Origin of the sequence: Saccharopolyspora ipomoeae (genome assembly GCF_029952525.1) — a bacterium.
Taxonomy (GTDB): domain Bacteria; phylum Actinomycetota; class Actinomycetes; order Mycobacteriales; family Pseudonocardiaceae; genus Saccharopolyspora; species Saccharopolyspora ipomoeae.
On record NZ_JASAOF010000005.1, the window covers coordinates 209,335 to 227,273 of the forward strand.

The following is a 17,939-nucleotide window of genomic DNA, read 5'->3' on the forward strand; positions in this document are numbered from 1 at the left end:
CGATCACGCCCCGGTGGCGGATCAGCCCCCGAACTTCGGCGCTCCCACCGAGAACGGGGTGCCGAACGGGTCCCGGATCTCGGCCATGCGGCCGTAGACCATGTCGTAGGGCGCGGCCGCGGTACCTCCCGCGGCCGAGGCCCGCTGGGCGGTCGCGTCGGCGTCGTCGACCATGAACAGCGTGCCCCAGGCCGAGGACGTGGCCGCGGGGTCGCCGACGATGCCACCGATCTCGTGGCCGTCCGGGCGGCGCAGGAACGTGAAGTCGTCATCACCCAGGTAGCCGTCGGAGTCCAGCCCGAAGTCGAACACGGAGGCGTAGAACGCCCGTGCGGCACCGGGGTCGGGGGTGACGAGATCGTTGCGCAGCAACGCGTTCGGCTCGTTGACCAGGCGCGTTCCGACGTGGTTCTGGCCGTGCCAGAGCCCGAACTGGGCGCCGACCGGGTCCTTGACGAGCGCCATCCGGCCCTTGTCCATCACGTCCATCGGTGGCACCACCACCTGCCCGCCGGCCGCCTCGGCCTTGGACACGGTCGTGGCGACGTCATCGGTGGCGAAGTAGACGTTCCACCAGAACTCCGTCGCCGACTCGTCGTGGGTCGGCATGATCGCGGCGACCTCGCGGCCCTCGACCAGGCACATCGTGTAGCGGCCCATCTCCTCCGGGCCGACGTCGAACTCCCATCCGAACACCGCCCCGTAGAACTCCATCGCGCGATCGAGGTCCGGGATCCCCAGGTCGATCCACGCCGGGGTGCCGTTGGGCTGCGTCGAATCCAGCTTCGTCATGGCTCCTCCAAGCGGGGTGCGGACGCCACGACGGTAACCACGACCTCCGACGAATCGCCCAGCGAAGCTCAGCTCTTGATCGGCGACCAGGACCGGATCCAGGTGTCGGGATTGCTCAGGTCCGGGGTCGCGGTGGCGTTGCGGACCACCGGAACGCGCATGAGCATCCCGAAGTTGTCGCTGTCGCCGAACCGCGAACGCAGGATCTCGTGGTTGCGGGCGCGCAGCTGCGGATCGGTCAGGCAGCGCACCGCGCCGAACCCGCCCCGGGTGAACACGCCGCTGCACAGGGTCAGGGTGCGGCGCACGTCGTAGGGGTTGGGGAAGCGGGCGAGCAGGCCGACGTCCTCGATCAGCCGGCCGTCGTGCAGCGTCGGCCGGTACCGCCGCCCCTCGTCGGCGACCTCGAATACCTCGCCGTGCCCGACGTCGTCGACCTCGACCTGCTTGACCGGCAACCCAAACCGCACCTGGCGCCGCATCGGGTTCATCGTGGGGCTGCCCAGCAGCACCAGGTGCGCCCGCAGGTCCTTCGGGTCGATCCGGCGGGCGATGTCGAACCGCACGTCGGCCTCGGGGTTGAGCGCGCGCAGGTGGCCGTAGAGCTCGATGAGCGCGTCGCCGTCGGCGTAGGAGGACATGCCGATGTAGTTGCGCCGCTCCGGATCGGCCAGCGGTGAGAGGTTCCGGGAGGGCACCCGGCCGGTGAGGATGCGCACCGGTCCGCCGCCGGGGAACCGCCAGAAGTCCGGGACCTCGGGCGCGGGCGCGACCGGGTCCGCGCGCAGCCGGTCGAGCTCCTCCTTGATCTCCGCGCGGACCCGACGCTCCTCGTCGCCGAGGGACGCCGCGGGTGGGACCTTCCCGCTGCGGGAAGGGGTTCCGACCGCGAAGAAGGTCGCGTAGTCGCCCAGCCGGGCCGGGGGCGGCACCTTCACCCCGCTCTCCCACTGCGAGACGCTGGAGACCGCGACGCCCAGGGCGCGCGCGAGCTCGCCCTGCTTGAGACCGTGCTCGCGGCGCAGCGCCCGCAGCCGCGCGCCGAGCCCGGACCGCTCCGCCATCCGCTCCCCCTTCAGGTGTTCGGTCGCCACTCGTAGAGCCGGTTCGCCGGGTTCTGCAGGTCCGGGGTCCCGGTGACGTGGCGCATCACCGGAACCCGCATCAGCAGTCCGAACCGGTTGAGGTCGGCGACGTTGTCGGTGAGGTGGGCCAGGTTCCGGTCGCGCAGCTCCGGATCGGTCAGGCAGCGCACCGCGCCGAACCCGCCCCGGGTGAACACCCCGCTGCAGAACGTCAGGGTGCGGCGGAGGTTGTTCGGGTTCGGGATCCTGGCGAGCAGCCCGACGTCCTCGACGAGCTGGTCACCCCGGAAGCTCGGCCGGAGCCTGCGCTCGCCGTCGATCTCGAACACCGAGCCGTCGACGACGTCGTCGTCGGGGACCTGCCGGACCGGCCAGTCGGCGGTCAGCCACTCCACCCACGGGTTGGTCGCCCCGCTGCCGAGGAACACCAGGTGCGCGCGCAGGTCGTCGTCACCGAGGTGTTCGAGCCGGATCTCGGCCTGGGAGCGCGGATTGGCCGCGCGCACGTGCCCGAACAGCTCGACGGCGGCGTCGAGGTCGGCGCAGCGGGCCAGGGACAGGAAGTTCGGCTCGCTCGGGGTGCCCAGCGGGGACCAGTGCTTCTCGGTGAGACCGCCGGTGACGATGCGGACGGGGCCGCCGTCGGGGAAGTACCAGAAGCCCTGGCGCGCTTCGGCATCATCGGGTTCCTCGTCCGCCGCCCGCATCCGGTCGAGCTCCTGCTTGAGCCGCAGGCGCTCCTCGCGCTGCTCGCCGGTCAGCGCGTTCTCCGGCGGCACGCCGTCGGTCACCGCCCCGGCGGCGAAGTACGTGGCGTAGTCGGCCAATCGGGTCAGCGGCGGCGTTTTCGCCCCGCTCTCCCAGGAGGAGATGCTGGAGACCGCGACGCCGAGGGCTCTCCCGAGCCGGAGTTGCGTCATGCCGCGGGATTCGCGGAGCTCGCGGAGCCGCACGCCGAGCTCTCCGGTTCCGCTCTGGCTCCCGGGACGAGCCATCAGGACGTCTCCTTCACCCTTGTCGGGGAAATTCACCCAATTTCACTGAAGCTGCGAAGACCTGCAGATACTGGCACTCCGCACGACGAGCGGCAAGGCCTGCGAAAGCGGAGGCGTTGACGCTCTGTGGAGGTAATCGCATACTGATCGTGGCGCGTTTCACCCGGCGGCGGGAAACTTCAACGGAGAAGTGAAATTTCACCGCCGGGAGGTGCCAGAAGCACTCGGCCACGGGCCGGAGCGCGCGGCCGGCGGATCGCCGGCCGGACATGCGAACGCCCCCGGAAATCGTTTGGCCACGACCGGGGGCGCTGCGCGGATCCACGATCACCCTCACTACGGGCACGACCCGTGAAGGGAGCTCGCGTATGTTCACCATACTCCCAGCGGTGCTGTCGGCAAACGACCCACCCGTCGTCACTCCCGACTCGATTTCCACCGCGCTGCAAGGAATGTTCCTCGGCGTGCTGGTCGCGTTGTTCGCGGCCGCGGTCGTGCTGGGCCGGGCGCTGTCCGGCGTGGCAGGCATCGCGCGCTCGGTGCTCGGCCCGCCCGCGGCCGTGGTCACCGTCCTGTCGGTCCTCGCTCTCGTGCTCCTCGCCGGGAACGCCGGGGCCAGTCCCTGATCACCATCCGGTCGACACCAGGCGGACCTCGGCAGCTCCGGGTCCGCCCCCGGTGCGGCCGGGCGCGTCAATCCCCCGACCTGCGCATTCACCCGAGCCACAGCACCTGATAACGGATCGGAACTCGTCCGTCCCGATTTGTCCGTTCCTCATTGCGCAGGGCAGGGCGCTCGATTACGTTCCCGCCCATGCCTGCCGCGACTTCCTCCGATTTCCGCTCTGTCCCCGACATGCTGCGCGATCGCGTGCGACGTTCGGGGGACAGCGAGGCCTTCCGCTACCCCGACGGCGAGCAGTGGCGCTCGCTGACCTGGGAGCAGGTGTGGGAGCGGGCCCGGGCGATCGCGCTGGGCCTGCACGCCATCGGGGTCGCGTCGCAGCAGCGGTGCGGCATCCTGGCCGGGACGCGGATGGACTGGATCCTGGCCGACATGGGCGTGATGTGCGCAGGCGGCGCCACGACCACGATCTACCCGACCACCACCGCCGAGGGCTGCGCCTACATCGTCGCCGACTCCGGTTCGGTGGTCGTCTTCGCCGAGGACGACGCCCAGATCGCCAAGCTGCGCGAGCAGCGCGCGAACATGCCCGAGCTGACCCGCGTCATCACCTTCGACGGCACGCCCGACGGCGACTGGGTGCTGGGCCTGGACGACCTGGAGGCCCGTGGCCGCGAGCTGGGCGAGTCCCGGCCGGAGCTGTTCGACCAGCTCGTCGACGGGGTCGGCACCGACGACCTGGCGACGCTGATCTACACCTCCGGCACGACCGGCAACCCCAAGGGCGTGCGGCTGGCGCAGTCGAACTGGGTCTACGTCGCCGAGGCCATGCACGAGACCGGCGAGATGACCTCCGAGGACGTGCAGTACCTGTGGCTGCCGCTGTCGCACGTGTTCGGCAAGGTCCTGCAGGTCGGGCAGATCCGCACCGGCTACCTCACCGCCGTCGACGGCCGGATCGACCGGATCGTGGACAACCTCGCGGTGGTGCGGCCGACGTTCGTCGCCGGCGCTCCCCGGATCTTCGAGAAGATCTACAACAAGGTCGTCATGCAGGCCAAGGAGGGCGGCGAGCTCAAGTACAAGATCTTCCGCTGGGCGTGCGCCGTGGGTCTGGAGATCTCCCGCCTGCAGCAGGAGGGCCGGCAGCCCGGGCTCAGCTTGAAGATCCAGTACGCGATCGCCGACAAGCTGGTGTTCTCCACGCTGCGGGAGAAGTTCGGCGGCAGGCTGCGGTTCTTCATCTCCGGCAGCGCCGCGCTGGCGCCCGACATCGCCCGCTTCTTCCACGCCGCGGGCGTGCTGATCGCCGAGGGCTACGGCCTCACCGAGACCACCGCGGCCAGCTTCGTCAACCGCACCAACGACTTCCGCATCGGCACGGTCGGCCAGCCGCTGCCCGGCACCGAGGTCCGCATCGCCGAGGACGGCGAGGTGATGCTGCGCGGCGGCGGCGTGATGCGCGGGTACCACAACATGCCGGAGGCCACCGCCGAGGTGATCACCGCCGAGGGCTGGTTCCACACCGGTGACATCGGCGAGCTCGACGAGGCTGGCCGGTTGCGGATCACCGACCGCAAGAAGGACCTGATCAAGACCTCGGGCGGCAAGTACGTGGCGCCGCAGTCGGTGGAGGGCAAGCTCAAGGCGCTGTGCCCGTACCTGAGCAACGTGGTGGTCTTCGGCGACAAGCGGCCGTACTGCACGGCGCTGGTGACCCTCGACGAGGAGTCGATCGTCGAGTGGGCGCAGGCCAACGACCTCGCGGGCCTGTCCTACGCGGAGCTGGCCGAGCACCCCAAGGCGCACGAGATGGTCGCCGCGGCCGTCGAGGACCTCAACGCGACGCTCAACCGGCACGAGACGATCAAGAAGTTCAAGATCCTCCCGCGCGAGCTGACCATCGAGCACAACGAGGTCACGCCCAGCCTGAAGATCAAGCGGAAGGCCGTGGCGGACAACCACGTCGACACGATCGCCGAGCTCTACCCGAACACCGTCGAGGCGCTGTAGTCCGCATCGCCGCGAGGGGCCGCACCGGTGGGGCCAGAACTCCCGATGTGGCCCTTTCGCAGGTCGGAAAAAGCTCGCACCATCTACAGGTGTGTCGAGGCTCGAACGCCTGTGGAAGGGAGCCGTGCGCACCTGGCAGGTGTGCCGGGAGGCCGAGGAGCGCAGGCAGCTGCAGTTCCGCCCGTGGGAGGAGGAGATCCTCCACTGGTCGCGGCAGGAGGACGGCTGGGTCCTGCACGGGAAGTACCCGCCACCCGACACCCGCTGGCGCTACGGCTCGACGAAGTGGGGCTGGTGCCCCCGCCGCGACGGATGATTCGGACGAACCGACGCGCTGCGCGGAGTTTCACTACTCCGTGTGAGTGTCGTCGGTTGTGCCTACCCGCGAGTAGCCATAATGTACAGGAATGAACAGGACTGGACAGGTTCCCTTCGGGAAACGTGACCGGTTGATCGCCGAGCTCACCGAGCAGATCCGCTCGGGCAGGCTCGCGCGCGGCGAGCAGTTGCCGGGCGAGAACCAGATCGCGGAGACCTACCAGGTCAGCCGCGGCACCGTGCGCAGCGCTCTGTCCGAGCTGCAGCGGCAGGAGCTCATCGCGACCCGCAGCGGTGTCGGCTCGTTCGTCACCTTCGACGGCGTCACCCTCGACCAGACCGTCGGCTGGGCCACCGCCCTGGCCGACTCCGGCTTCGACATCGAGACCGAACTGCTGTCCATCGAGCGCACCACCGACGCCGAGCTCACCGAGCGCTTCGGGATCGCGGAGTTCGTCGCGATCCGCCGGCTGCGCCGCGACCGCACCGCCGGACCGGTGTCGGTGGAGACCTCGCTGATCCCCGCCACCGGCGAGCTCCGCGACCTGCCCGAGAAGGGCCTGCTCGACGGCTCGATCACCGCCACGCTGCTCTCGGCCGGGCTGCGGGCGGGCGCGGGCGATCAGCTCATCGGCACCAAGGCGCTCACGGCCGAGATGGCGGCGCTGCTCGAACGGACCGCCGGCGAGCTGTTCCTGCAAGCGGTGCGCACCAGCGTCACCGCCGACGGCGAGCTCGTCGAACAGGTCACCAGCCTGCTCGACCCGAACCGGTTCCAGTTCCACCTGACGTTTGGCCGCCCATGAGCACACGCGACCGCGCGCTAGGCGCGTTCTACGGATTGGCGATCGGCGACGCCCTGGGCATGCCGACGCAATCGATGTCCCGCGAGGACATCGTCACCCACTACGGCTTCATCCGGTCGCTGCGCGACGCGGTCGCCGAGCAGCCGATCTCGCCGAACCTGCCCGCGGGCACCATCACCGACGACACCGAGCAGGCGGTGCTGGTCGCCGACCTGCTCGTCGGCGGGGCCGGGACGATCGACCCGATGGTGTTCGCCAAGGCGCTGCTGGACTGGGAGGCCGGGATGGTCGCGCGCGGCCTGGCCGACCTGCTCGGGCCCTCGACCAAGCGCGCCCTGAAGCTGCTGGAATCCGGCGCCGACCCCGAGGAGGCCGGGCGCGGCGGCACCACCAACGGCGCGGCCATGCGCATCACCCCGGTCGCCATCGCCACCGCTCCCGAGCTCGACGGCCTGGTCGAAGCGGTCGTGGCGGCCAGCAAGCTCACGCACAACACCAACATCGGCATCGCGGGGGCCGCCGCGGTGGCCGCCGCGATCTCGGCCGGCATCGACGGCGCGCCCCTGTCCGACGCGCTCGACCAGGCCGAGCACGCCGCCGCGCTCGGCGCGCGCAAGGGGTGGTGGTGCGCGGGCGGCGACATCGCCTGCCGGATCCGCTGGGCCCGTCGCTGGGTTCGGGGCATGGACCGCACCACGCTGTCCTACGCTGTCTCCAAGGTCATCGGAACCTCCGTCGCCGTCCAGGAGTCGATGGTCGCGGCGTTCGCCCTCGCCGAGGCGCTGGGCGACTCGCCGATGGAGGCTCTGACCACGGCCGCCGGCCTCGGCGGCGACACCGACACGATCGCCGCAGTCCTCGGCGCGATCCTCGGTGCGCAGCACGGGGTTTCCGGTTTCCCGGCGGATCTGCCGGCCGCGGTGCGCGAGGTCAACGGACTCGACCTGGAACCCGTCGTGGACGGCCTGCTCGAACTGAGGAAGTCCGGCAGCTAGAAGGAGAGCGCATGGTCCGCGAGGCCGCGGAGGCCACCCAGGCTGAAGGCGCACTGGAAACGCGTGGCATCGAACCGGTTCCGGAGCACGAGCGGACCGGGCACCCGATGCAGCTGTTCTGGGTGTGGTTCGCCGCCAACATCTCGATCCTGGGCTTGCCCCTGGGCGCCACCCTGGTGGCCGAGGGCCTGGCGTTCTGGCAGGCCGCGATCGTCGCGGTGATCGGCTCGGTGGGCTCGTTCGCGATCGTCGGCGTGGTCTCCATCGCCGGACGTCGGGGCGGCGCACCGGGTTTGACGCTCTCCCGCGCCGTGTTCGGGGTGCACGGCAACGCGGGTCCCACCGTGGTGTCGCTGATCTCGCGGCTGGGCTGGGAAACCGTCAACACCACCACGGCCGCGTTCGCCCTGCTGTCGCTGTGCACGATCCTGTTCGGCACGGCCGGGGACGCCAAAACCGTTCCGGTGCTGACGATCCTGTGCATCGCGGTCTTCGAGGTGCTGACGATGGTCGTCTCCGGGCTGGGCCACAAGGTGCTGGTGGCCGTGCAGCGCTGGGCGACCTGGATCTTCGGCGCGCTCAACATCGTCGTGGCGATCAGCCTGGTGGCCACGATCGACTGGCACGCGGTCGGATCAGCCTCCCCCGCCCCGGTCGGCGTGATGATCGCGGGCATCGGCACGATCGCCGCCGGGACCGGCATCGGCTGGGCCAACGCCTCGGCCGACATGTCGCGCTACCAGTCCCCCGCCGTCAAGGCCGGGTCGCTGGTCGCCTCGGCCGCCGTGGGCGCGGGGATCCCGCTGATCCTGCTGATCTCGCTGGGAAGTCTGCTGTCGGCGGGTGATCCGGCGCTGGCCGAGGCCGGGGACCCGGTCGCGGCGATCCGCGCGATGCTGCCGGCCTGGATGGCGGTGCCGTACCTGATCGCCGCGGTCGGCGGGCTGCTGCTGTCCAACCACCTGTCGGTGTACTCGGCGGGTCTGACGACGCTGACGATGGGGATCAACATCAAGCGGGTCTACGCGGTCGGCGTGGACGTGGTGGTGACGTTCCTCGGCTCGATCTACTTCATGCTGGTCGCGGACAGCTTCTACGACCCGTTCGTCACCTTCATCAGCCTGCTCGCGATCCCGATCACCGCGTGGCTGGGCGTGTTCCTCACCGACATGCTGCACCGCCGCAGCTACGACCCGGCCGGGTTGATGGACATGCGCAGCACCAGTTCCTACTGGTACCGGGGCGGTGTCGAGCCGCGCGCCTTCGGCGCCTGGGCGCTGGCGATCGTGGTCGGCTACCTGTTCAGCAGCAACGACTTCTTCACCGGCGTGTTCGCCGAGACCTGGCTGGGCGAGAACGGACTCGGCTGGGTGCTCACCTTCGCCGTCTCGGCCGGGGTGTACGCGCTGCTCGGCGGCAGCCGGAAGGCCGCCGCGTGACCGGTCGTCTGGTGCACACCGGGCAGGTCGTGCTCGACCTGGTGATGCGGGTGCCGTCGCTGCCGCCGACCGGCGGTGACGTGCTCGCCGAGAGCACGGAGCTGCTGCCGGGCGGCGGGTTCAACGTGATGTCGGCGGCCGCGCGCTCGGGCGCCCGCGTGGTGTACGCGGGCGCGCACGGCACCGGCCGCTTCGCCGACCAGGCGCGAGAAGCGTTGCGCGCCGAGGGGATCGAGGCCGCGCAGCCGCAGCAGACCGACTCCGACAACGGCATCTGCGTGGCGCTGGTGGAACCCGGGGGCGAGCGCACGTTCGTCACCGGCGTCGGCGCCGAGGGCAGGCTGCTGCCGGAGCAGCTGGCGCAGGTCCGCACCGAGCCCGACGACGTGGTCTACGTCAGCGGCTACAGCCTGCTGCACGCCTCCAACCGGGAGGCGCTGCTCGACTGGCTGCCCGGCGTGGGGTCCCGCGTGATGCTGGACCCGTGCCCGCTGGTCGCCGACATCCCGGCCGAGGTGCTCGACGCGGTGCTGCCGCGCGTCGACGTCCTCAGCTGCAACGCCGCCGAGGCCCGCGCGCTCACCGGTTCCCCGGACGCGGAGACCGCCGCGCACGACCTGGGGTCTCGGCTCGGGTCGTCGGCGGTCGTGGTGCGGGACGGGGCGAACGGCTGCGTGCTCGCCGTCCAGGGCGAAATCCGCCGTGTTCCGGGCTTTTCCGCTGACCCCGTCGACACCAACGGCGCGGGCGACACCCACTGCGGCGTCCTGGCCGCCGCCCTGCTGGAGGGCGCCGACCTGCCCGAGGCAGCGCTGCGCGCCAACGCCGCCGCCGCCCTGTCGGTCCAGCGGCGCGGCCCGGCGACCGCTCCGCTGCGCGCGGAGCTGGCGGAGTTCCTGGCCCGCCGGACGAGTCCGACGCCCACCCCGCAGACCCGATCTCAGTGGAAATCGGGTTCCTGACTTCCATTGAAATCCGGTCCAACCCGGCCGCGGGTGAGAAGGTGCTGGAGGGAGGTGGGGTCGTGATCCGGTTGGCGCGGGAGGCGGATCTGCCGGTGCTGCGGGAGGTCGAGCGGGCGGCGGGTGAGCCGTTCGCCGAGCTCGGCATGGATCTCGTGGCCACCGACGAGCCGCCGTCGGTGGCGGTGCTGCGGGAGTTCCAGGAGGCGGGGCGGGCGTGGGTGCACGTCGTCGAGGACGTTCCGGTGGCGTACCTGATCGCCGAGGTCGTGGACGGCTGCGCGCACGTCGAGCAGGTCAGCGTGCGTCCCGACCACGGCGGGCGGCGGATCGGGTCCGGGCTCATCGACAACCTCGCCGCGTGGGCGCGCGACCGGCGACTGCCCGCCCTGACGCTGACGACGTTCACCGACGTCCCCTGGAACGGGCCCTACTACCTGCGGTGCGGTTTCCGGTACCTCGCCGACGACGAGCTCACCCCGGGGCTGCGCGACATCCGCGCCGCCGAGGCGGTAGCGGGACTGGACGCGTGGCCCAGGGCGTGCATGCGGCGGGATCTCTGAATCGGCTTGTGGCCGCGCGTCCGGGCCTGAAGACTCCGGCGCTATGTCGAAATCCATGCGTTTTGCCCTGTTCTCGGTGCTGGTCGCCGTGGTGACGGCACTGGGCCTGGTCGCGCCCGCGGGTGCGGCGCGCGAGATCGACCCGCGTCCGAGCACCGAGGAGCTCGCCCGCCGGCTCTTCGACCTGCAGCTGCGCAGCGGCGGTGAGGTGCGGGTGGCGCCGATCGGCGCCAGCAACCAGGGACGGCCGGTGTGGAGCGCCCGGGTCGGGCACGGCCCGCAGCGCCTGCTGTTCGTCACCCAGCAGCACGGCGACGAGCCGCTGGGAACGCCTGCGGCCGTGGAGTTCCTGCGCGAGGTCGGTGTCGGCAACGACCCGCACCAGCGCTGGTGGCGCGATCAGGTGACCGTCGACGTGGTGGTGCGCGCCAACCCCGACGGCCACGAGCACGACTGGCGCTACAACTACGACCCGGACGCCGATCCGGAGTTCGGCGAGGCGGGCAAGGGCTACGACATCAACCGCTACCACGACCCGGCGGTGGCACCGCAGGACAACCCGGCGACCGAGGCGGGCCTGATCCAGCGCCACTACGCCGAGTTCCGGCCGCACATCGCGGTCGACTACCACATGCAGGGCCGCTACGTCGGCGGCGACGGCCGCGAGATCACCGCGTCGCTGATGTGGCCGACGACCCCGGGCGTGGCCGCCGAACCCCTGAACCTGGCCAAGCAGGTCTCGGTCGTCGCGCGGACGGCGATGGACGCGGGCGGCGCCAACGTCTCCCAGTACCCGGGCGGCGACTACCAGGGCATCGCCCGCAACGCCTACGGCCTGCTGGGCAGCGGCAGCGTCCTCATCGAGCTCAGCGACATGGGCCCCGACCACGAGCAGTTCCAGATCGCCTCGGCCCTGGCCTCGATGCACGCCATCAGCAACGCCACCGCGGACGGCTCCCTCCGCAACACCGACCCCGCCGAAGCCGACACGATCCCACCCCGAGGAGAACCCCTCACCTCGTAAGCGGTCGCGAAGTTTTCATGAAAACCGTCCTCACCCCAAAACCCATGAAGTTCTCACGAAAACCGCCATCGTTCGACGTGAGGGAGACACCCACGAACTCCCCCACCTCAGAGGGAGGGAAGTTTTCATGAAAACTGTCACCTCTCAGGGAACGGGAAGTTTTCATGAAAACTTCCCGAACACCAAATCCCCGGGATGTGGGTGGCGTGGGGTGGTGAACTCGCCAGGGGGCAGTTTTTCCTCGAATTGACCGGACAAAACGGACTTTGATCATGGATGATTCGAGGAAAAACCGTCCCCTGGTGACGGACGCATCCGACGTCACCGGGAGAGGAGGCGGCGGAGCCAGTTGGTTCGGGCTTCGGCGGACTCCTGGCTGAGACGGGCACCCGGGAACATCCGGAAGCCGTGGAAGCCGCCGGGCCACACGTGCAGCTCGGCGATGCCGCCCGCCTGCCAGATGCGGGTGGCGTAGGCGACGTCCTCGTCGCGGAAGGTCTCCGCCGAGCCGACGTCGATGAACGTCGGCGGCAGCCCGGACAGGTCCTCGGCGCGCGCGGGCGCGGCGTAGGGCGAGACGTCGTCCCCGCCCCGGGACTCGCCGAGCAGCGCGGTCCAGCCGACCTCGTTGTTCTGCTGATCCCAGATGCCGCGCCCGCGCATCTGACGCGCCGAGGGCGTGTCGTTGCGGTCGTCGAGCATCGGGCACTGCAGCAGCTGCCCGAGCAGCGCCGGTCCGCCGAAGTCGCGGCACATCAGCGCGACCGCCGCCGCGAGCCCGCCACCGGCGCTGCCGCCGGTGATCACGATGCGCTCGGGGTCGAACCCGTCCTGCTCGGCGACCCAGCGCAGACCCGCGTAGCAGTCCTCCACCGGAGCCGGGTGCGGGTTCTCCGGCGCCAGCCGGTAGTCCACCGAGACGATGGCGCAGCCCAGCTCCCGGCCCCACTCGGTGGCCATCACGTCGAGCGCCTGCCGGTGGCTACCGCTGATCATGCCACCGCCGTGGATGGAGTAGATGACCGGCAGCGGGCCGGTGAGCTCGGCAGGCCGCACGATCACCAGCGGCACCTCGGGCGCGCCCTGCGGTCCCGGCGCGGCGCGGTGCTCGACGGTGAACCCGTCGGCCTCCAGGGCCTCGTCCGGGGTGATGTGGCTCGTCAGCTCGCGCATCGCCGGGACGTCTTCGAGCGTGAAGCCCTGCCCGGTGTTGGGCATGGCGTTCAGGAAGACCTCCAGCTCCGGGTCGAAGGGAACCGGCGGCAGAACCTCGCTCATCGCACCTTCCTCGCAGCTCTCGGCGCGGTCACTACCACCGCGCTCCCCCGGACGATCCAACCACCGCCCGCAACCGAATTCAGCGCTCCCGTCCTCAGCGAGCCGCCCGCGCGGTGACCAGAACCGCCTCGACGGGCTGCTCCTCGCGGGGCAGGAACGCGGCGATGCTCAGCGCCGCCACGGCGGCCAGGCTGCCGATGCCCATGATCACCTGGAAGCCGGTCTGCGACGGCACGGTGGCCGGGCCGAAGTCGATGGTCAGCTGCGCCAGCACCGCTCCGGCCACGGCGCTGGACACCGAGGTCCCGATGGAGCGCATCAGCGTGTTGAGGCTGTTGGCGGCGGCGGTCTCCGACACCGGGACCGCCGCCATGATCAGCGCGGGCATCGCGCCGTAGGCCAGGCCGATGCCCGCGCCGATCACGCTGGAGACCAGGATCAGCTGCCACACCTCCGCCATGAGCACCACGCCGAGCCCGTACCCGGCGGCCACGACCACGGCACCGACCATCAGCGTCACCTTCGGGCCGCGCAGCCGGGAGATGCGCGCCGACACCGGCGACATCGCCATCATGACCAGGCCGGACGGCGCCATCACGATGCCGACGGCGAGCATGGTCTGCCCCAGCCCGTACCCGGTCCCGGTGGGCAGCTGCAAGACCTGCGGGAACACCAGCGACTGGGCGAACATGGCGAACCCGAACACCGCCGAGGCGATGTTGGTCAGCAGCACCTGGCGACGGGCGAGGGTGCGCAGGTCCACCAGCGGCTCGGCGATGCGCAGCTCCCACCAGCCCCACGCGCCGAACACCACGACCGCCGCAGCGGCGAGCCCGAGGGTGATCGCGCTGTTCCAACCCCAGTTCGCGCCCTTGGAGACCACCAGCAGCAGGCAGATCAGCCCGGCGGACAGGCCCAGCGCGCCGATCGGGTCGAAGCGCCCACCGGCGCGCACCGGCGACTCGGGCACGAGGCGCAGCACGAGGACGCCGGCCAGCGCGCCGAGCACCGCCGAGGTCCAGAACAGCACGTGCCAGTCGGTGCGCTCGGCGAGGAAGGCGGCGGCGGGAAGTCCGAGCGCACCGCCGACGCCGAGGGAGGCGCTCATCAGCGAGGTCGCCGAGCCGAGCCGGTCGGCGGGCAGCTCGTCGCGCATGATGCTGATGCCGAGCGCGATCACGCCCGAGGACAGGCCCTGCATGATCCGGCCGACGACGATCATCGGCAGCGAGGCGCTGAGCCCGCACACGACCGAGCCGAGGACGAGCATCGCGAGGCTGAGCAGCAGCATCCGCCGCTTGCCGTACATGTCGCCGAGGCGTCCGACGACCGGTGTGGCCACCGCACCGGCCAGCAGCGTGGCGGTGACCGCCCAGGCGGTGTCGGCGGCGGAGGCGTGCAGCAGGCCGGGCAGCATCGGCACCAGCGGGATCACGGTGGTCTGGGTCATGGCGACCGAGATCCCGGCGAAGGCCAGGACGAGGACTACCAGTTGGGGCCGTGGTCCCCCGTGTGTGGCGGGTTCTGGCGCACCGCCGGGAGTCGCTCGCACTCGGGGAACCTCTCATCCATGTCCGGAGATGTCCCGGATACCCTAATTCAGTCAGTTGACTTAATCCAGTCGGCGGAGCTACTTTCGCAGTGGTACGACCAAAGTCACAAGGAAGGTCGGCATGACCAACACGCTGTCCTCGGCCGACGCGGCGGAGATCCCCGACTACCCGATGACGCGCGCCTCGGGCTGTCCGTTCGACCCGCCACCGCGCCTGAAAGCCCTCCAGGAGGAGACGCCGATCCACCGGGTCCGGCTGGCCGACGGCACGACGCCCTGGCTGGTGACCCGCTACGCCGACCAGCGCGCCGTGCTCGCCGACCCGCGCATCAGCTCGGACTCGGACAACCCCGGCTACCCGCGCGGCGTTCCCGCGCAGCCCGGCGGCTCGAAGATCAGCTTCATCCTGATGGACGACCCCGAGCACGCGCGCCAGCGCCGGATGGTGACCGCGCCGTTCACCGTCAAGCGCGTCGAGGCGATGCGCCCGGCCGTGCAGAAGATCGTCGACGACCGGATCGATGAGATGCTGGCCGGCCCGAAGCCGGTCGACCTCGTCCAGGCCTTCGCGCTGCCGGTGCCGTCGCTGGTGATCTGCGAGCTGCTCGGCGTGCCCTACGCCGACCACGACTTCTTCCAGGACAACAGCAAGACCATCATCAACCGGGACTCCACCCCGGAGCAGCGCGCCGGGGCGCTGGCCAACCTCACCCGCTACCTCGACGATCTCGTCGGCCGCAAGCTCGAAACCCCCGCCGACGACCTGCTCTCCGGGCTCTGCGAACGGGTCGAGGCCGGTGAGCTGGAGCGCGCCGACGTCGCGCAGATGGGCGTGCTGCTGCTCATCGCCGGGCACGAGACCACGGCGAACATGATCGCCCTGGGCACGCTGGCGCTGCTGGAGAACCCCGACCAGCTCGCGCTGCTGCGCGAGACCGACGACCCGAAGGTCGTGGCGGGCGCGGTCGAGGAGATGCTGCGCTACCTGCACATCACCCACAACGGGCGGCGCCGGGTCGCGCTGGAGGACATCGAGGTCGGCGGGCAGGTGATCCGCGCCGGTGAAGGGGTGATCCTGCCCAACGGCATCGGCAACCGCGACCCGGAGGTCTTCGACGACCCCGACGCGCTGGACCTCACCCGCGACGCCCGCAAGCACGTCGCCTTCGGCTTCGGCGTGCACCAGTGCCTCGGGCAGCCGCTGGCTCGGATGGAGTTGCAGGTCGTCTACAGCACGCTGTACAAGCGGATCCCGACGCTGCGCGCGGCCGCCGAGCTCGACGAGATCCCGTTCAAGCACAACGGTTCCGTCTACGGCGTCTACGAACTGCCCGTCACCTGGTAATCCCGAACACCACCACCACGAAACGGACGAATTCCCATGAAGGTCACCATCGACCAGGACAAGTGCGTCGCCTCCGGCCAGTGCGTCATGGCCGCCGAGGACGTCTTCGACCAACGAGACGAAGACGGCGTCGCGGTCCTCCTCACGGACTCCCCCGACCCCGCCGTCGCCGACGACATCCACCACGCCGCCGCGGTCTGCCCCGCCCTCGCCATCACCGTCGAAGACTGACCCTGTGTCGAAAACCCCGGTTTTCACGCGACGAATGCTGCGGTTTTCGCGCGACGAAAACCGGGGTTTTCGACACAGGTGTCAAGAACTGCGATTTTCGCGGGGTCGAGAACCGCGGTTCTCGACCCGATGAATGCTTCCTCGACGCGGTGGTTCTCGGAGGGCCGGTCTGCTCCGCTGCCTGTTCTGCGGGGGTTTTCGGTGGGTCGTGCGCGGCGCTAGCTCGTCGAGCCGGGCATGGCCATCGTGTAGCAGACCGCCGTCCCCTCCAGCACCGTCGTGCCGTCGTCGCGGGTGACGGTCGTGGTGAGCTCGGTGATGGGCTTGTCGTCGCGGACCGCGTCGACCCGCACCCACCCGGTCAGCGTGTCGCCGGGCCTCGCCGGGGCGGTGAAGTTCCAGTTGACGTTGAGGAACACGGTGCCCGGACCGGGCAGCTTCTCGGCGACCACGGCGTTGAGCACCGCGCTGGTGATCCCGCCCTGCACGACGATCTCGCCGAACTGCGAGGACTCGGCCGCCTCGGCGTCGTAGTGCAGCGGATTGCGGTCGCCGCTGATCTGGGTGAACAACCGGATGTCGGTCGGGCCGATGGTGCGGGACATCTCGGCGGTGTCGCCGACCTGGGGTTGGCCGTTCGGCCACGCGTCGCTCATCACGTCTCCCTCGTGCTGCCGGGCTCCCCGTCGGTGTTACCAGCACGGGCGGCGCGATTCCACTCACCGCGCCCGAGCCTCCGCATCGCGATCGCCCCGATGAACGGCCCCGGTGCCAGCAGCAGGAACGCGACCCGCCAGCCCGCGGCCGCGGCCAGCAGCGGGACCAGCTGGATGCTCACCACCGTGAGCCCGAAACCGATCGCGGTCTGCGCCGTCAGCGCCGTGCCCACGAACCTCGGGTCGGCGGCCTCGCTCAACGACGTGGAGAACACACCGGAATCGGCGATCACCGCCGCGCCCCACACCACGCAGAACACCACGAGCACCACCGGACCGGCGTCGAAGGCCAGCGGCGAGAAGGCGCAGCAGGCACCGCTGATCACCAGCGCGGTCACCGCCGCCGGGGACCGCCCGTAGCGGTCGGCGCCCCACCCGCCGAGCAGGCAGCCGATCGCGCCCGCGACGCCGATCGTGACGAACACGGTGATCCCGGTCGAGGCCGGCAGGCTCCGGCCCGCCTCGCTGGCCAGCAGGAACGTCGGGATCCACGTCCACAGCGCGTAGAGCTCCCACATGTGCCCGAAGTAGCCGAGATTGGCCAGCCGCGGCCCGCGCTCGGCGAACATCCGCAGCGCGTAGCGCGGGTTGTGCACCGCCGCCGAGGCCGCCAGGTGCGGTCCCGGCCGCACCACCGTCACCGCCACCAGCGCCCCGAGCAGCCCGGTGCCGGCGGCGGCGACGAGCACCGCCCGCCACGGCAGCTGCCCGAGCCCGCCGATGAGGTGCGGCAGCGCGGAACCGAGGGTGAGCGCCGCGATGAGCAGCCCCATCGCCAATCCCCTCCCCCGGCTGGGCGCCCAGGACGCCATGAGCTTCATGCCGACCGGGTACACCCCGGCCAGGCACATGCCGGTGAGGAACCGCAGCGGGATCGCCGCCGCCATGCCGTCGACGAGGCCCGCGAGCAGCAGCGTCCACCCGGCGGCCAGGGCCGCGCTGGCGGCCAGCAGCAGGTTCGGGCGGATCCGGTCGGCGAGGTTGAGCAGCGACGACGCGAGGGCTCCGGCGACGAAGCCGAGCTGCACCGCCCCGGTCAGCCACACCGCCGCCGCGGAGCTGATCCCCCACTCCTCGCGGAGCGTGGGCACCACCGCCGAGACCGAGAACCACACCGCCAACCCGAAGACCTGGACCGCGGCGATGGCGCCGCGCTGCACACCCGAACGCATGACCCGCAGTCTGCCTCACCGTCACCGG

18 protein-coding genes are annotated in these 17,939 nt (G+C 70.8%); 11 read left to right on the top strand and 7 right to left on the bottom strand.

Features of this window, described 5'->3' with window-relative positions; all coding sequences use genetic code 11:
* Positions 1-21 precede the first annotated feature (21 nt).
* The 3 genes from QFW96_RS11965 to QFW96_RS11975 form a co-directional block, all read right to left on the bottom strand.
* Entirely contained in the window at positions 22-792 is a 771-nt protein-coding gene (locus QFW96_RS11965) for a VOC family protein (protein ID WP_281455654.1), read from the bottom strand.
* Positions 793-860: 68 nt separating this feature from the next.
* A complete protein-coding gene (locus QFW96_RS11970; protein ID WP_281455655.1) occupies positions 861-1,856 on the bottom strand; it encodes a helix-turn-helix domain-containing protein in 996 nt (331 codons plus the stop codon).
* An 11-nt stretch (positions 1,857-1,867) separates the two neighbouring features.
* Positions 1,868-2,872: a helix-turn-helix domain-containing protein gene (locus tag QFW96_RS11975; protein ID WP_281455656.1), complete on the bottom strand. Its 1,005-nt coding sequence runs from the start codon at positions 2,870-2,872 to the stop codon at positions 1,868-1,870.
* A 368-nt stretch (positions 2,873-3,240) separates the two neighbouring features.
* On the opposite strand from QFW96_RS11975, the gene QFW96_RS11980 reads away from it, so the two are divergent.
* The 9 genes from QFW96_RS11980 to QFW96_RS12020 all read left to right on the top strand — a co-directional run bounded on the left by QFW96_RS11980 (position 3,241) and on the right by QFW96_RS12020 (position 11,617).
* Complete coding sequence (locus QFW96_RS11980; protein ID WP_281455657.1) at positions 3,241-3,498, top strand: hypothetical protein; 258 nt, start codon at positions 3,241-3,243, stop codon at positions 3,496-3,498.
* Positions 3,499-3,686: 188 nt separating this feature from the next.
* A complete protein-coding gene (locus QFW96_RS11985) occupies positions 3,687-5,510 on the top strand; it encodes an AMP-dependent synthetase/ligase (protein WP_281455658.1) in 1,824 nt (607 codons plus the stop codon).
* A gap of 91 nt (positions 5,511-5,601) precedes the next feature.
* Positions 5,602-5,826, top strand: coding sequence for a hypothetical protein (locus tag QFW96_RS11990; RefSeq protein WP_281455659.1), 225 nt, complete (start codon positions 5,602-5,604; stop codon positions 5,824-5,826).
* Between the two features lie 91 nt (positions 5,827-5,917).
* On the top strand, positions 5,918-6,634 hold the full coding sequence (locus QFW96_RS11995) for a GntR family transcriptional regulator (protein ID WP_281455660.1): 717 nt from the start codon (positions 5,918-5,920) through the stop codon (positions 6,632-6,634).
* The gene (locus QFW96_RS12000) at positions 6,631-7,629 is read left to right on the top strand and encodes an ADP-ribosylglycohydrolase family protein (protein WP_281455661.1); all 999 of its coding nucleotides are present in this window, start codon (positions 6,631-6,633) and stop codon (positions 7,627-7,629) included. Before QFW96_RS11995 ends, QFW96_RS12000 begins: the two co-directional genes overlap by 4 nt.
* 11 nt (positions 7,630-7,640) lie before the next feature.
* Positions 7,641-9,068, top strand: coding sequence for a purine-cytosine permease family protein (locus QFW96_RS12005; protein ID WP_281455662.1), 1,428 nt, complete (start codon positions 7,641-7,643; stop codon positions 9,066-9,068).
* Entirely contained in the window at positions 9,065-10,030 is a 966-nt protein-coding gene (locus tag QFW96_RS12010) for a PfkB family carbohydrate kinase (RefSeq protein WP_281455663.1), read from the top strand. Before QFW96_RS12005 ends, QFW96_RS12010 begins: the two co-directional genes overlap by 4 nt.
* A 62-nt stretch (positions 10,031-10,092) precedes the next feature.
* The gene (locus tag QFW96_RS12015; protein WP_281455664.1) at positions 10,093-10,593 is read left to right on the top strand and encodes a GNAT family N-acetyltransferase; all 501 of its coding nucleotides are present in this window, start codon (positions 10,093-10,095) and stop codon (positions 10,591-10,593) included.
* A 55-nt stretch (positions 10,594-10,648) separates the two neighbouring features.
* Complete coding sequence (locus QFW96_RS12020) at positions 10,649-11,617, top strand: M14 family zinc carboxypeptidase (RefSeq protein ID WP_281455665.1); 969 nt, start codon at positions 10,649-10,651, stop codon at positions 11,615-11,617.
* A 321-nt stretch (positions 11,618-11,938) separates the two neighbouring features.
* On the opposite strand, the gene QFW96_RS12025 is transcribed toward QFW96_RS12020, so the two are convergent.
* Both QFW96_RS12025 and QFW96_RS12030 read right to left on the bottom strand, forming a co-directional pair.
* Positions 11,939-12,895: an alpha/beta hydrolase gene (locus tag QFW96_RS12025; protein WP_281455666.1), complete on the bottom strand. Its 957-nt coding sequence runs from the start codon at positions 12,893-12,895 to the stop codon at positions 11,939-11,941.
* Between the two features lie 94 nt (positions 12,896-12,989).
* Positions 12,990-14,387, bottom strand: a complete 1,398-nt coding sequence (locus tag QFW96_RS12030; protein WP_281455757.1) for an MFS transporter — start codon at positions 14,385-14,387, stop codon at positions 12,990-12,992.
* 181 nt (positions 14,388-14,568) lie between these two features.
* On the opposite strand from QFW96_RS12030, the gene QFW96_RS12035 reads away from it, so the two are divergent.
* Together QFW96_RS12035 and QFW96_RS12040 are read left to right on the top strand one after the other, a co-directional pair.
* On the top strand, positions 14,569-15,792 hold the full coding sequence (locus QFW96_RS12035; protein WP_281455667.1) for a cytochrome P450: 1,224 nt from the start codon (positions 14,569-14,571) through the stop codon (positions 15,790-15,792).
* A gap of 36 nt (positions 15,793-15,828) precedes the next feature.
* Entirely contained in the window at positions 15,829-16,023 is a 195-nt protein-coding gene (locus tag QFW96_RS12040) for a ferredoxin (RefSeq protein WP_281455668.1), read from the top strand.
* A gap of 218 nt (positions 16,024-16,241) precedes the next feature.
* On the opposite strand, the gene QFW96_RS12045 is transcribed toward QFW96_RS12040, so the two are convergent.
* Positions 16,242-16,679, bottom strand: a complete 438-nt coding sequence (locus tag QFW96_RS12045) for a MaoC family dehydratase (protein WP_281455669.1) — start codon at positions 16,677-16,679, stop codon at positions 16,242-16,244.
* Positions 16,679-17,911, bottom strand: coding sequence for an MFS transporter (locus tag QFW96_RS12050; protein ID WP_281455670.1), 1,233 nt, complete (start codon positions 17,909-17,911; stop codon positions 16,679-16,681). The genes QFW96_RS12045 and QFW96_RS12050 overlap by 1 nt, the downstream gene beginning before the upstream one ends.
* Between the last annotated feature and the right edge of the window lie 28 nt (positions 17,912-17,939).

Coding starts and splice junctions, on each gene's coding strand:
- QFW96_RS11980 (WP_281455657.1), top strand. CDS start 3,241: ATGTTCACCATACTCCCAGCGGTGCTGTCGGCAAACGACCCACCCGTC.
- QFW96_RS12040 (WP_281455668.1), top strand. CDS start 15,829: ATGAAGGTCACCATCGACCAGGACAAGTGCGTCGCCTCCGGCCAGTGC.
- QFW96_RS12050 (WP_281455670.1), bottom strand. CDS start 17,911: ATGCGTTCGGGTGTGCAGCGCGGCGCCATCGCCGCGGTCCAGGTCTTC.
- QFW96_RS11995 (WP_281455660.1), top strand. CDS start 5,918: ATGAACAGGACTGGACAGGTTCCCTTCGGGAAACGTGACCGGTTGATC.
- QFW96_RS12005 (WP_281455662.1), top strand. CDS start 7,641: ATGGTCCGCGAGGCCGCGGAGGCCACCCAGGCTGAAGGCGCACTGGAA.
- QFW96_RS12035 (WP_281455667.1), top strand. CDS start 14,569: ATGACCAACACGCTGTCCTCGGCCGACGCGGCGGAGATCCCCGACTAC.
- QFW96_RS11975 (WP_281455656.1), bottom strand. CDS start 2,872: ATGGCTCGTCCCGGGAGCCAGAGCGGAACCGGAGAGCTCGGCGTGCGG.
- QFW96_RS11970 (WP_281455655.1), bottom strand. CDS start 1,856: ATGGCGGAGCGGTCCGGGCTCGGCGCGCGGCTGCGGGCGCTGCGCCGC.
- QFW96_RS12020 (WP_281455665.1), top strand. CDS start 10,649: ATGCGTTTTGCCCTGTTCTCGGTGCTGGTCGCCGTGGTGACGGCACTG.
- QFW96_RS11965 (WP_281455654.1), bottom strand. CDS start 792: ATGACGAAGCTGGATTCGACGCAGCCCAACGGCACCCCGGCGTGGATC.
- QFW96_RS11985 (WP_281455658.1), top strand. CDS start 3,687: ATGCCTGCCGCGACTTCCTCCGATTTCCGCTCTGTCCCCGACATGCTG.
- QFW96_RS12000 (WP_281455661.1), top strand. CDS start 6,631: ATGAGCACACGCGACCGCGCGCTAGGCGCGTTCTACGGATTGGCGATC.
- QFW96_RS12045 (WP_281455669.1), bottom strand. CDS start 16,679: ATGAGCGACGCGTGGCCGAACGGCCAACCCCAGGTCGGCGACACCGCC.
- QFW96_RS12025 (WP_281455666.1), bottom strand. CDS start 12,895: ATGAGCGAGGTTCTGCCGCCGGTTCCCTTCGACCCGGAGCTGGAGGTC.